Origin of the sequence: Candidatus Contendobacter odensis Run_B_J11, from assembly GCF_000531125.1 — a bacterium.
GTDB lineage: Bacteria > Pseudomonadota > Gammaproteobacteria > Competibacterales > Competibacteraceae > Contendibacter > Contendibacter odensensis.
On sequence record NZ_CBTK010000261.1, the window covers coordinates 1 to 14,157 of the forward strand.

General features: G+C 59.4%; 9 protein-coding genes. 8 read left to right on the forward strand and 1 reads right to left on the reverse strand.

The window, feature by feature from the left end; all coding sequences use genetic code 11:
• On the forward strand, positions 1–1,007 hold a 1,007-nt coding region (locus BN874_RS15265), incomplete at its 5' end, for a histidine kinase (RefSeq protein ID WP_230314456.1).
• Positions 1,000–1,650, forward strand: coding sequence for a two-component system response regulator NarL (gene narL / locus BN874_RS15270; RefSeq protein WP_034435063.1), 651 nt, complete (start codon positions 1,000–1,002; stop codon positions 1,648–1,650). The genes BN874_RS15265 and narL, both read left to right, overlap by 8 nt.
• 33 nt (positions 1,651–1,683) lie before the next feature.
• On the opposite strand, the gene BN874_RS15275 is transcribed toward narL, so the two are convergent.
• Positions 1,684–2,835: an HPP family protein gene (locus BN874_RS15275; protein ID WP_034435064.1), complete on the reverse strand. Its 1,152-nt coding sequence runs from the start codon at positions 2,833–2,835 to the stop codon at positions 1,684–1,686.
• 276 nt (positions 2,836–3,111) lie between these two features.
• Here BN874_RS15275 and BN874_RS15280 point away from each other — a divergent pair, with 276 nt between their 5' ends.
• From BN874_RS15280 to narI, 6 genes are all read left to right on the forward strand, one after another.
• Positions 3,112–5,808 (forward strand): nitrate/nitrite transporter, encoded by a 2,697-nt coding sequence (locus BN874_RS15280; RefSeq protein WP_034435065.1) that lies wholly within the window; start codon positions 3,112–3,114, stop codon positions 5,806–5,808.
• Positions 5,809–5,890: 82 nt separating this feature from the next.
• The gene (locus BN874_RS15285; protein ID WP_034435066.1) at positions 5,891–7,243 is read left to right on the forward strand and encodes an MFS transporter; all 1,353 of its coding nucleotides are present in this window, start codon (positions 5,891–5,893) and stop codon (positions 7,241–7,243) included.
• Between the two features lie 71 nt (positions 7,244–7,314).
• Positions 7,315–11,076: a nitrate reductase subunit alpha gene (locus BN874_RS15290; protein ID WP_034435067.1), complete on the forward strand. Its 3,762-nt coding sequence runs from the start codon at positions 7,315–7,317 to the stop codon at positions 11,074–11,076.
• 2 nt (positions 11,077–11,078) lie between these two features.
• Complete coding sequence (narH, locus tag BN874_RS15295) at positions 11,079–12,629, forward strand: nitrate reductase subunit beta (RefSeq protein WP_034435068.1); 1,551 nt, start codon at positions 11,079–11,081, stop codon at positions 12,627–12,629.
• Positions 12,630–12,642: 13 nt separating this feature from the next.
• Positions 12,643–13,356, forward strand: coding sequence for a nitrate reductase molybdenum cofactor assembly chaperone (gene narJ, locus BN874_RS15300; protein ID WP_034435069.1), 714 nt, complete (start codon positions 12,643–12,645; stop codon positions 13,354–13,356).
• A gap of 71 nt (positions 13,357–13,427) precedes the next feature.
• Positions 13,428–14,108 carry a respiratory nitrate reductase subunit gamma gene (gene narI / locus BN874_RS15305; protein ID WP_034435070.1) on the forward strand — a complete coding sequence of 227 codons (681 nt, stop codon included), beginning with the start codon at positions 13,428–13,430 and terminating at the stop codon, positions 14,106–14,108.
• Positions 14,109–14,157: the final 49 nt, after the last annotated feature.

Here is a 14,157-nt window from a genome sequence, read left to right on the forward strand (position 1 = left end):
CCGGCGAGGGGTCAGTCACGCTCTGCATGATAGATCCGGTCACTCACCAGGCCACCCAGGTGTTTTCAACCCGACCGCGCCCGACCGCCGTCCCCCCGTTTTGCAGTCGCCCGAACTGCACCGCCTGCTGGGGTGATGGAACCACGCATCCACTTGACGCCCGCAACGAAATCTTTTCAATCCCAGTCAAGGATCAGGGACAGCAGTTCGGAGTCCTGATCGTCCGCAACCCCGGATTGGAAGGGGTCGCCGCCTGGCAACTGCCGTTGCTGGAAGCGGTGGCGCGCCACCTTGCCGCCACGCTGCGAACCACCGAGCAGATAAAGCATCGCCAGCAGTTGGATTTATTGGAAGAACGCAATGCTATTGCTCGCGAGTTGCATGACTCATTGGCGCAATCCCTGTCCTACCTGAAAATTCAGATCAGCCGCCTGCAAGCCCTGCTGAGCGACGCGGAAACTGCCCCGGAGGCGCGCGACATCGTCAATGAGCTGCGTAAGGGGTTAAATAGCGCCTACCGCCAGTTGCGGGAACTGATCACGACCTTTCGTCTGAAAATGGAATATACCCAGATGGAAGATAGCCTGAGCGAGGTGGCGCAGGAGTTTAGCCGCCGTGGACATTTGCCCATCGACCTGGATTGCGCTGGCTGGCAATGTAAGCTCAAGCCTAACGAGCAGATTCACGTCATGCACATCATCCGGGAAGCGCTGAATAATGCGGTAAAGCACGCCCATGCCAACCGCATTACAATCCGGCTCAGCAGTAGTCTGGACAGCGGTGAGGCGATCATCGCTGTTAGCGACAACGGCGTCGGCCTACCCGCTCACCTCGAGCGCGAGAATCATTTTGGTCTCAGCATCATGCGCGAACGGGCCCGCCATTTGAGCGGTACTCTGGACCTGGAATCCCAGCCTGCCGGCGGCTTGCATGTACAACTACGATTTATGCCAGCCGCGCACCGCCCGTCCCCGACTGAACACACGCATGAGGCACGATATGCTTGACGAAACTCAGACCATCCTGGTTATTGACGACCATCCGCTGATGCGCCGAGGGATTCTGCAACTCATCGCCATGGAGGGTTCTCTGCGGCTGGTCGGTGAGGCCGGCAACGGTCAGCAGGGGCTGGAATTAGCCTGCCAGTTGCAGCCCGACTTGATTTTACTTGATCTGAATATGCGTGGTTTAAGCGGTTTGGATACTTTGAAAGCGATCAAGGCTGCTGGTCTGGACGTGCGGGTGATCATCCTTACCGTCTCCGATAGCGAAGACGATGTGGTCTCAGCGCTGCGGGCGGGCGCCGATGGTTACCTGCTCAAGGACATGGAGCCAGAAGACGTATTGCACAGCCTGAAGATCGCCGCGCAAGGCCGGATGGCGCTCGGCGAACGGGTTGCAGAAATTCTGGCTAATTCTCTGCGCCACGAAAGCCAGCCCAAGCCGGCGGGCAGCGTCGGATTAACCGAACGGGAACAGAAAATCCTCTCACTGATCGCCGTCGGCCATAGCAACAAGCTGATTGCTCGCGAACTGAAAATCACTGAAGGCACGGTGAAGGTGCATGTCAAACACTTGCTGAGCAAGCTCGATCTGGATTCGCGGGTTGAGGCGGCGATTTGGGCGGTCAAGAACGGTCTTCGCAAATAAATGTCTTCAGAATGATAATTTCTACCCATCCGCTCATCTCTCCGTTGCCCGCTGCACCAGCGCCCAGTGCAAGCCGGCAATGAGGTCGGACTGAGTAATCATACCTACCAGCTTGTCGTTGGTATCAACCACCGGTAGATGATGAAAGCCAAAGTCAGACAACATAGGCACCAACTCTAGCAAGGGCTGGTCTTCACGCACCGTCTTGACCGTCCGGGTCATAACATTCTCGACCCGTGGTTCGTTCCCGGATTGCCCGGATAACCAAACAGCCAAGGTGTGTGCATCCTGTTGTAATCCTTCAATTGGAATGTGTTTAAGCAAATCTACAAGAGTGATCACTCCCACCAATTGTCCGATGTGATCGAGCACAGGCAACGCCCCAACCTTGTGCTGGCGCAATAGGCGCCAAGCCTCGCCTGCCCACTGCAGGGAAGAAATAGTCACCAATTCACGGGACATCACGGATGCACAGTTGAGTTCACCAAACACCCGAGTTATCGCATTATCTTCTGCCTGCGCCATCAGGCGCTGCAATTCGGCGGCGCCGATATCCGGCATCACCTGTTCCTTGGCCAGCGCCGCGCGCACGTCCTCGGCCCGCACCCCAGTACGCGCAGTGGGTAGCGGATTGCCTACCCCGTGCGGGTCGGGCATGGGCGAGCGCGGCGGATGCGGATAAGCGCGGCCGAGGAGGCGATTGAGACCCCAGGCCAACGCCAACAACAAAATGGCGTTGAGGGCTACCGGGGTGAGTAAGTAGCCGTAACCGAATTGCTGTACTTCGTGGTGGGCCAGGATGGGGATGAGCGCAGCAGCCCCACCCGGTGGATGCAGGCAATGCAAGCGAAGCATGGCGAAGGTAGCCAGAAAAATAGCAAGGCCACAGGCCAGCAGGGGAGGCTCAACCCAACGCGCCAGGGTAATCCCGATGGTGATGCTGATCAGTTGACCACCGATAAAGGGCCAAGGCTGAGCCAATGGGCTAGTGGGCAAGGCCAGCAGAATAATGGCCGATGCGCCCATCGAGGCAATCAGCACCGGCGCCAAGGCGCCAGGCGCCAGTAGAGTAGAGAGGATGCCGGTGAGCAGCACCGCCACACCGATAGCAACAGCGGCGCGTAATGCTTCCCGCGTAGAAAGCGGTGGGGTGTCCGGTAAGCAACTCTGGAGAAAAGCAAACATATGGTTCTATTAAACCAGAGGCGTGAGAGGTATCCCCAGGTACTTCGGAATACCTCCAAGGAGGTACTATTCTTTCAAGGGTTTTCCAAACACCCAGGTTGTTTTTACATAAAAATAATACAAAACAATTAGTTAATAGAAAAAAATCAAGTACTCTAAAAGAGGTAAATATCCAGCGCAAACGCCTGAAGCCCAGAAAAAACCTTGATTTTCATCAAGCTATTACCCTCTGCTTAAACGTAATATTGCGACCGCAGCATTCTCGTGAGGTCCGCAATGGCTACGCTCAAACAAAAACAAGTTTCCGTTCTGACGATGAGCACTCTGGCCTTCGCGGTGAATTTCGCCGTGTGGGTCATGTTTTCCGTCATCGGGATCAAGATTAAAAGCGAACTCAATCTTAACGAAACCGAATTCGGCCTGTTGGTGGCGACGCCGATTCTGACCGGCTCTCTGGTGCGCTTGCCCTTAGGGCTGTTGACCGACCGCTACGGCGGAAGAATCGTGTTCTTCATCCAGATGCTCCTGGTGTCGATTCCGACCTGGCTGGTCTCCTACGCCACCGAGTATTGGCAATATCTGGTGCTGGGCCTGTTCGTCGGGCTGGCCGGCGGCTCCTTCGCGGTCGGCATCGCCTACACCTCGACCTGGTTCAGCAAGGAGCGGCAGGGCACGGCGATGGGCATTTTCGGGGCCGGCAACGCCGGGTCGTCGCTGACCAAGTTTATCGCCCCGCTGATCATTGCCGCGTTCGGCGGCGCTTGGCAGATGGTGCCCAAAATTTACGCCGTCGCCATGGTGGTGATGGCGGCGCTGTTCTGGTTCTTCACCTACACCGACCCGCTGCATGAGAAAGACGCTCAGCAGAATCGGTCCCGCCAGACCCTCGGTCAACAGCTCACGCCGCTGCTCGATGCCCGGGTGTGGCGCTTCGGTCTGGCTTACGCTTTCGTTTTCGGCGCGTTCGTGGCCATGGCGCTGTGGCTGCCCAAGTACTACGTCGGCGAATACGGCCTGCCGTTGGCTGCCGCCGCCTTCCTGACCATCTTCTTCGACCTGCCTTCCGGGGCGATTCGCGCCTTGGGTGGCTGGGCCTCCGATAAATGGGGCGGCAATACCGTGACCTGGTGGGTGCTGTGGGTCAGCCTGATTTGCCTGTTCCTGCTCAGCTATCCGCCCACCACCCTGATCATTCACGGCATCAAGGGCGAGGTGGCGGTCAACCTGGGCGTGGGCATCGTGCTGTTTACGGCGCTGGTGTTCATCGTCGGCCTGGCGCAGGGTTTTGGCAAGGCCAGCGTCTATCGCAGTCTGGCCGATCATTATCCCACCCAGATGGGCGTGGTTGGCGGCATCGTCGGCCTGATCGGCGGGATGGGCGGCTTTGTCCTGCCGATCATGTTTGGCGTCGCCGCCGACGCTGTTGGCGTGCGCAGCAGTTGCTTCATGCTGATGTTTCTGCTGGTGGTGGTCACCATGATCTGGACCTGGGTGGCCGAGAACAATGAGCGCGAAGCCATCCTGGAGCGGCATGCCGACGTCCGCGCCGAACTGGTGGGTGCCGAACTCATCGAGCGGGCGCGGCCACGTCGGCATCTGTTGATCGACTGGCGGCCGGATGACGAGACGTTCTGGGAGAAGACCGGCCGGCGGATCGCCAACCGCAACCTGTGGCTGTCGATGCCCGCCCTATTGCTGGCCTTCGCGGTCTGGGTGGTGTGGAGCGTGATCGTGGTCGAGCTGCCGCACGTCGGCTTTAAGTTCACCACCAACCAACTGTTCTGGCTAGCGGCGCTGCCGGGGCTATCGGGGGCGTTTTTCCGGGCGTTGTACTCGTTCGTGGTGCCGATCTTCGGCGGTCGCAACTGGACCGTGTTCAGCACCGCACTGCTGTTGCTGCCGACTTTGTGGATCGGCGTTGCGGTGCAGGATATCAACACCAACTACGCGGTGTTCGTGGTCATCGCCCTGCTATGCGGCCTTGGGGCGGGCAACTTTTCCTCCAGCATGGCCAACATCAGCTTCTTTTATCCGCAGCGGTTGCAAGGCACCGCGCTGGGCCTGAACGGTGGCATTGGCAACCTGGGCGTTGGACTGGCGCAGCTCATTGCGCCCATCGCCGTCTACAGCGGAGCGCTGCTGATTCTGGGCGGCAACGCGCAAAGCCATACCGATGGCGGGGTAACCACCCAAATCTGGGTACAGAACGCCGGCTTCATCTGGGCGCCGTTCATCGTCGCCGCCGCCGTCGCCGCCTGGTTCGGCATGGACAACATCGCCAGCGTCAAGGCCGGTTTCGCTGAGCAGGTGGCGATCTTCAAGCACAAGCATCAGTGGTTGATGAGCTGGCTCTATACCGGCACCTTCGGTTCGTTCATTGGTTTGGCGGTCAGCTTCCCGATGCTGGTCAACACTGAGTTCCCCGGGGTGGATGCTTTCAAATTCGCCTTCATCGGTCCGTTGCTCGCGGCGCTGGTGCGGCCCATTGGCGGCTGGCTGTCCGACCGCCGGGGTGGCGCACCGATCACCTTCTGGAGCTTTGTCGTCATGGCGGTGGCTGCTCTGGCTTCCGTGGCGTTTCTGCCAGCGGCGGATAGCGGCGGTCATGCGGTCGGTTTCGTGGCGATGTTCCTGATTTTGTTTCTCGGCGCCGGGATCGGCAACGGCTCCACTTTCCGCATGATCCCGACCATCTTCCGCACCTTGCACGAGCGGGAGGTGATGGATCGCAACGATGCGGCGGCGCTGGAACAGGCGCGGCGCGTCGGTGCCACCGAGGCCGCCGCCACCATGGGCTTCAGCTCGGCGGTTGCGGCTTTCGGCGGGTTCTTCATCCCAATTGCCTGCGGCGCCTCGATCAATCTGACCGGCAGTCCCCAAGGCGCGCTGATCTTCTTCAGCCTGTTCTACCTGACCTGCCTGTGGATCACCTGGCGGTGGTATTCCGGCAAGGAGGCGGAGGCGCCCTGTTGATGAGCTACCTCTTATCCCAACCTTTCTCCCTCAAGGGGAGAAGGATTTTAGAACCTCTGTTTTTGCGATGGAGCATCTTCGTATGACCGAACACAACCCTCGAACATGGTTGAGCGTCTGGACTCCAGAAGATCCGGGGTTCTGGGAAACTACCGGCAAAAGTCTGGCTTGGAAGACGCTGACTATCACCACCCTGAATCTGATGATGGCTTTCATCGTCTGGTTCATGATCAGCGCCCTGGTGGTGCGCCTGCCCAACATCGGCTTCAAGCTGACGCCGACCCAGTTGTTCTGGCTGGCGGCCATGCCGGGGCTGGCCGCCGGCATCCTGCGCGCCATCCACACCTTCCTGATTCCGCTGTACGGCACCCGCCATGTTGTGGCTTTCTCTACCCTGTCGTTGCTGATTCCGGCGCTGGGCTGGTTCTTTGCGATTCAGGATCCGACCACGCCTTACTGGGTGTTGTTGCTGCTGTCGTTCTTGGCGGGGCTGGGCGGCGGCAATTTCAGCTCCTTCATGCCCTCGACCAGCCTGTTTTTCCCGAAACGCCTGCAAGGCACGGCGCTGGCGATTCAGGCTGGCATCGGCAATTTCGGCGTCAGCGTAGTGCAATTCGTCACGCCGTGGATCATCGGTTTTGCGCTGTTCGGCACGCTGGCCGGCGTGTCTCAAACCTTCGTTCCTTCCGCACCGGGCGCTGCTACCAAGCCGATGTGGTTGCAAAACGCGGCGTTGATTTACGTACCGTTCATCGTGGTGTTCGCCATCGCCGCCTGGACGATGCTGAAGTCGGTGCCGGTGCGGGCCAACTTCCGCGAGCAACTCGACATTTTCCACTTCAGCAACCGGCACGGCTTCTGGATGACCTCGCTCTACATCATGACTTTCGGCTCGTTCTCCGGCTTCGCCGCCACCTTCCCGTTGATGATCAAGCAGATGTATACGGTGTTGCCGGGTGGCCCGGACCCGCTGGCCTGGGCTTTCCTCGGCCCGTTGGTCGGGGCCGCCGCCCGGGTCGTGGCCGGCCCAATCTCCGATAAGTTAGGCGGCGCCATCGTGACGCATTGGTCCGGCATCGGCCTGCTGGCTTGCGCTATCGGCGTGACCTTCTACACCCATCCGACCTCGATGGAGCAGTTCCCGCTGTTCGTTGGGCTGATGCTGGGTGTGTTCTTCTTCAGTGGTTTCGGCAACGCCTCAACCTTCAAGCAGATGCCGATGATCTTCGAGCCGCGCCAGGCCGGCGGCATCATCGGCTGGACTTCGGCTATGGCCTCGTTCGGCCCGTTTATTTTCGGAATGCTGATTGGCTGGTCGTTCGCCGCCACCGGTTCGCCGAATGCTTTCTTCTACGGCGTGGCGGTGTTTTACCTGTTCAACATCGTGATCAATTGGTGGTTCTACGCCCGTAAAGGGGCGGAAAAACCGTGCTGAGTGAAGTGAATAGTGCATAGCGAATTAGTGAATAGCACTCGCTCATCGCTGATAAAACGAGGTTCATCATCATGAGTCATTTTCTCGACCGGCTGAATTTTTTCAAAAAAGTCACCGATACTTTTTCTGGCGATCACGGCATCGTTACTCAAGAGGATCGCGGCTGGGAGGACGCCTATCGCGCCCGCTGGCAACACGACAAGATCGTGCGCTCCACACACGGGGTGAACTGTACCGGCTCCTGTAGCTGGAAAATCTACGTCAAAAACGGGCTGGTCACCTGGGAAACCCAACAGACCGACTACCCGCGCACCCGTGACGATTTACCGAACCACGAGCCACGCGGCTGCCAGCGTGGCGCGTCCTACAGTTGGTATCTCTACAGCGCCAACCGGGTGAAATACCCGATGGTGCGCGGCCGACTTTTGAAACTGTGGCGCGAGGCGCTGGCGCAGAAGAAAGACCCGGTGGACGCCTGGGCTTCCATCGTCGAAGACCCGGCCAAGGCTGCCGAGTACAAGACCATGCGCGGGTTGGGCGGCTTCGTCCGCGCCAGTTGGGAAGAAGTGAACCCGATCATCGCCGCCGCCAACGTCTACACTGCCAAACAGTACGGTCCGGACCGCATTTACGGTTTCTCGCCGATTCCGGCGATGTCGATGGTGTCCTACGCCGCTGGCTCCCGCTATCTGTCGCTGATTGGCGGCGCTTGCGGCAGCTTCTATGACTGGTACTGCGACCTGCCGCCCGCCAGCCCGATGATCTGGGGCGAGCAGACCGACGTGCCGGAATCGGCGGACTGGTACAACTCCACCTTTCTGATGATGTGGGGTTCCAATGTCCCGCAGACCCGCACCCCCGACGCGCACTTCATGACCGAGGTGCGCTACAAGGGTGCCAAGATCGTAGTGGTCTGCCCGGATTATTCGGAAGCCTCCAAATTCGCCGATGTCTGGCTGCATCCCAAGCAGGGCACCGACGCTGCTGTCGCCATGGCGATGGGTCACGTCATCCTGCGCGAGTTCCATCTCGACGGTCAGAGCGAGTACTTCAACAAGTACGTGCGCGAGACCACCGACTTCCCCTATCTGGTGATGCTCGACCCGCGTGAGGACGGCAACTATGTCAACGGTCGTTTCCTGCGCGCTTCAGACCTCGCTGATAGCGCCGGCCAGGCGAATAATGCCGATTGGAAGACGTTGGCCTTCGACGAGAATAGCGGCAATTTGATCGTTCCCAATGGCTCCATCGGGTTCCGCTGGGGCGAAAAAGACGGCATGGTCGGCAAGTGGAATCTGGAAGCCAAGGAATCGCTGGCGGGCGCAAAGACCCAGTTGCGCCTATCGGTGAACGAGATTAAGGATGCCGTCGCGCCAGTGGCCTTCCCGTATTTTGGCGCCACTCAGCATCCGCACTTCACTTGCACCCAGCACGACGCGATTCAGGTTCGCCACGTCCCGGCCAAGAAAATCAAACTGGCTGATGGCCGCGAGGCGCTGGTCGCGACGGTCTACGATCTGACGCTCGCCAATTACGGCCTCGACCGTGGCCTTGGCGGCGGCAACATCGCTCAGAGTTATGACGATGACGTGCCTTACACCCCGGCCTGGCAGGAAAAAATCACCGGCGTTCCCCGCGCCCAGATCATCGCGGTCGCCCGCCAGTTCGCCGAGAACGCCGACAAGACTCACGGCAAGTCGATGATCATCATCGGCGCGGCGATGAACCACTGGTATCACATGGACATGAATTACCGGGGCGTCATCAACATGCTGATGATGTGCGGGTGCGTCGGGCAGAGCGGCGGCGGTTGGGCGCACTACGTGGGTCAGGAGAAGTTGCGGCCGCAAACCGGCTGGACGGCGCTGGCCTTCGCGCTGGATTGGCACCGCCCGCCCCGGCATATGAACTCCACTTCGTTCTTCTACATTCACAGCAGCCAGTGGCGCTACGAAAAACTGGCGATGAGCGAAATTCTCTCGCCGCTAGCCGATCCGAAGCAGTGGCAAGGGACGCAGATCGATTACAACGTGCGCGCCGCGCGCATGGGCTGGCTGCCGACCGCGCCGCATTTCGACGCCAATCCGCTGAAACTGGCGAAGGCTGCCATCGAGGCGGGCAAGACTCCGGCTGAGTATGTGGTCGAAAACCTCAAGTCCGGCAAAGTCGATTTCGCGTTCGCCGATCCCGACAATCCGGTCAACTTCCCGCGCAACCTGTTCGTGTGGCGCTCCAACCTGCTGGGCTCTTCGGGCAAGGGCCACGAATACTTCCTCAAGTATCTGCTGGGCACGACGCATGGCGTACAGGGCAAGGATTTGGGCAAGGATGGCGGCGAGAAACCGATGGAAGTCAAATGGCGCGATGCGGCGCACGGCAAGCTGGATCTGCTGGTCACGCTGGATTTCCGTATGTCCACGACCTGCATGTATTCCGACATTGTGCTGCCGACGGCGACCTGGTACGAGAAGAACGACCTCAACACCTCCGATATGCACCCGTTTATCCATCCGCTGTCGGCGGCGGTGGACCCCGCGTGGGAGTCGCGGACCGACTGGGATATTTTCAAAGGCATCGCGAAAACCTTCTCGGAAGTCTGCGTTGGACATCTGGGAGTGGAGAAGGACATCGTCGCGCTGCCGACCTTGCACGACACCCCAACCGAACTGGCGATGCCCGACGTGCGCGACTGGAAGAAGGGCGAATGCGACTTAATCCCTGGCAAGACCGCGCCAAGCTTGGTCGTGGTCGAGCGCGATTATCCCAACACCTATCAGAAATTCACCTCGGTTGGCCCGCTGCTGGACACGCTCGGCAATGGCGGCAAGGGCATCGGCTGGAACACGCAGGATGAAGTCGCCGCGCTGGCGACGCTGAATCATACGGTGCTGGAGGAGGGGGTCGCCAAGGGCCGCCCCCGGATTGAGACGGATATCGACGCCGCTGAAATGGTCATGATGCTGGCGCCGGAGACCAACGGCCATGTCGCGGTCAAAGCTTGGGAGGCGCTGAGCAAGATCACTGGCCGCGATCATACCCATCTGGCCCTGCCTAAAGAACACGAAAAGATCCGCTTCCGCGACATCCAGGCGCAGCCGCGCAAGATCATCTCCTCGCCCACTTGGTCGGGACTGGAAGATGAGAAGGTTTCGTACAACGCGGGCTACACCAATGTCCACGAACTGATCCCGTGGCGCACCGTCACCGGTCGCCAGCAGTTCTATCAGGATCACTTGTGGATGCTCGGTTTCGGCGAAGCGATGTGCGCTTACCGACCGCCGGTGGATATGAAGACTATCGATCCGATCATTGGCAAGAAGCCGAATGGCAACCCGGAAATCGTGCTGAATTTCATCACCCCGCATCAGAAGTGGGGCATCCACAGCACCTACACCGACAATCTATTGATGCTCACCCTGTCGCGTGGCGGTCCGATCATCTGGATATCCGAGGCAGACGCCAAGAAGGCGGGTATCGAGGATAACGACTGGATCGAAGCCTACAACGTCAACGGCGCGATTGCGGCGCGGGCGGTGGTCAGCCAGCGGGTGCCGGAAGGCATGTCGATGATGTACCACGCTCAGGAAAAGATCGTGAACACGCCCGGCTCCGAAACCACCGGCACGCGGGGCGGCATTCACAATTCCGTCACCCGCACCGTGCTGAAGCCGACCCACATGATCGGCAGTTACGCCCAGCAGAGCTACGGCTTCAACTACTACGGCACCGTCGGCGCTAATCGTGACGAGTTCATCGTCGTCCGCAAAATGGACAAGGTCGATTGGCTGGATGACGAGACTCCCTCTGAAGCCTCAACTGTGGAGGCGCATTAATCATGAAAGTACGCGCGCAAATCGCCATGGTCCTGAACCTGGATAAGTGCATTGGCTGTCACACCTGTTCCGTGACCTGCAAGAACGTCTGGACCTCGCGGGACGGGATGGAATACGCCTGGTTCAATAACGTCGAGACCAAGCCCGGCATCGGCTATCCCAAGGAGTGGGAGAGCCAGAAGAAGTGGAATGGAGGCTGGACATTGCGCAAGGACGGCAAGATCGAGCCAAAGCAGGGGAGCCGGTGGCGGATTCTGGCCAACATCTTCGCCAATCCTGATTTGCCGGCGATTGATGACTACTACGAGCCGTGGGATTACGACTACGCGCATTTGCAGAACGCGCCGGAATCGAAGGCCATGCCGACCGCCCGCCCGCGTTCGGCAATCAGCGGCGAGCGGATGGAGAAGATTCTGTGGGGGCCGAACTGGGAGGAAATCCTCGGCACCGAGTTCGCCAAGCGCTCCAAGGATTACAACTTTGAGAAGGTGCAAAAAGAGATTTACGGCGAGTTCGAGAACACCTTCATGATGTACTTGCCGCGCCTGTGTGAGCACTGCCTGAACCCGGCTTGCGTCGCTTCGTGCCCCAGCGGCGCGATCTACAAGCGCGAGGAGGATGGCATTGTCCTGATCGATCAGGACAAGTGCCGGGGCTGGCGGATGTGCGTGTCCGGTTGTCCGTACAAGAAGATTTACTACAACTGGAACACCGGCAAATCGGAGAAGTGCATCTTCTGCTATCCGCGCATCGAATCCGGCCAGCCGACGGTGTGTTCGGAGACCTGCGTGGGCCGCATCCGTTACCTGGGCGTGCTGCTCTATGATGCCGACCGGATCGAGCAGGCCGCCAGCGTCGCTGATGAGCAGAGTTTGTATCAGGCGCAACTCGACATGTTCCTCAACCCGTTCGACCCGATGGTGCAGACTGAAGCGCGAGAGGCCGGCATTCCTGAGGCGTGGCTGCAAGCGGCCCAGGATTCGCCGGTCTACAAGATGGCGATGGACTGGAAGATCGCCTTTCCGTTGCATCCCGAATACCGCACCTTTCCGATGGTCTGGTACGTGCCGGCGCTGTCGCCGATTCAGGCCCGCGCTGAGGCCGGCCAGATCGGGATGAATGGCATCCTTCCCGATGTCGGCTCGCTACGAATTCCGCTGAAATATCTCGCCAACCTGTTGACCGCCGGCGATGAAAAGCCGGTCAAGCTGGCGCTGGAGCGGATGCTGGCGATGCGGGCCTATATGCGCGCCAAAACGGTGGATGGCGAAATTCGGGATGAGGTGCTGAAGGCGGTCAATCTGCGGATCGATCAGGTAGAGTCGATGTACCGCTACCTGGCGATTGCCAACTATGAAGATCGCTTCGTGATACCGACCTCACACCGCGAATACGCCAGCGCCACCTATGACGCTTTCGGCGAACGCGGCGGTTGCGGCTTCAGCTTTGGCAATGGCTGCTCGCCGGGGACGGATAAGACTAACCTGTTCGGCGGCAAGAAGGTGACGACTCGTCGGGCGATTCCGATCCGGGTTGAACCGGCAGGAAAGTAGGGGAGGTTGCACCGTGAAAACACTGAAAGTCTTATCGGCCCTGTTGAGCTATCCACAGCCGGAGATGCAGGCCGCGCTGGGTGAAATGGGGGATGCGCTCGCCAGAGAAAATCTGTTGCCGGTGCGGGAGTATTCGGCGCTGCTGGCGTTGATGAATCGGTTGGCCTCCACCCCGCTGATGACATTGCAGGAGCAGTATGTGGCGTCGTTTGATCGGGGCCGGGCGCTGTCGCTGTATCTGTTCGAGCACGTTCACGGCGAATCGCGGGATCGCGGCCAGGCGATGGTGAATCTGCTGGAGGCATATCGCCAGCACGGCTTCGCCCTCAACGCCCGCGAGTTGCCCGACTATATTCCGCTGTTTCTGGAATATCTGGCGCAACGGCCAGGGGGAGAAGCGCTGGATTCGCTAACCGACGCCATGCACGTCATGACCTTGATCGGCGCGCGGCTGACCGAACGGGGCAATGATTATCACGTCGTGTTCGACGCCCTCGCTGCGCTGGTGGGTGAACCGGCGGACATTGAAGACATTCGGCGGCAGGCGGCGACCGAGGGTCCCGATGAGACGGTGGTGAATATGGACAAGATATGGGAAGAGGAGGCGGTGACGTTTCTGGCGAATCAGGACGGTTGCGGCATCAACCGCCCCATGCCAGGCGCGGCGCAGCCGGTGCAATGGGTTCCCCGGCCCGGTTCCATTCAACAGCCGGCCCACTCTCGCTAAACGATCCCCCCTCTCCCGCCAGGAGAGGGGTTGGGGAGAGGGCGATTTTCCATCATTCGAGGCAAACGATCATGAGTTACCTGGATACCCTGTTTTTTGGCGTCTATCCCTATCTGGCTGGCGCGGTGTTCCTGTTTGGCAGTCTGGTGCGGTTTGACCGTGACCAGTTCACCTGGAAAGCCCATTCCAGCCAGATTTTGAACAAGAAGGACATGCGGCTGGCCAGCAATTTGTTCCATGTTGGCATCATCCTGCTGTTTTTCGGCCACTTCTTCGGGATGTTGACGCCGCTGGAAATTTTGCACGCCATCGGCGTTTCCGCCAGCGCCAAGCAAGTGCTGGCGGTGGTCGCGGGTACGATCTTCGGCGTGATGTGTTTTATCGGCTTGACGATGCTGGTGAAGCGGCGGCTGACCGATCCACGGGTGCGGGCGACCAGCACCCGAATGGACATTTTCATCCTGCTGCTGCTGTATGTGCAGTTGATTCTCGGCCTGCTGACCGTGCCGGTGTCGCTGATGCACCTGGACGGCCACAACATGCTCAATTTGATGGCCTGGGCGCGGAATGTCGTGACCTTCGATCCGGCGGAAGCGGTCGCCGCCGTGAGTGAAATCGGCTTCCTGTTCAAACTGCACATGGTGCTGGGCATGACGGTATTTCTGGTGTTTCCGTTCAGCCGCCTGGTGCATATCTGGAGCGCGCCGGTCACTTATCCCGCCCGGCCCTATCAGGTGGTGCGGCAGCGCTGATTCGACTTGAATCCTTCTCCTGAACAAGGGGAAGGATTCGCGTTCAATA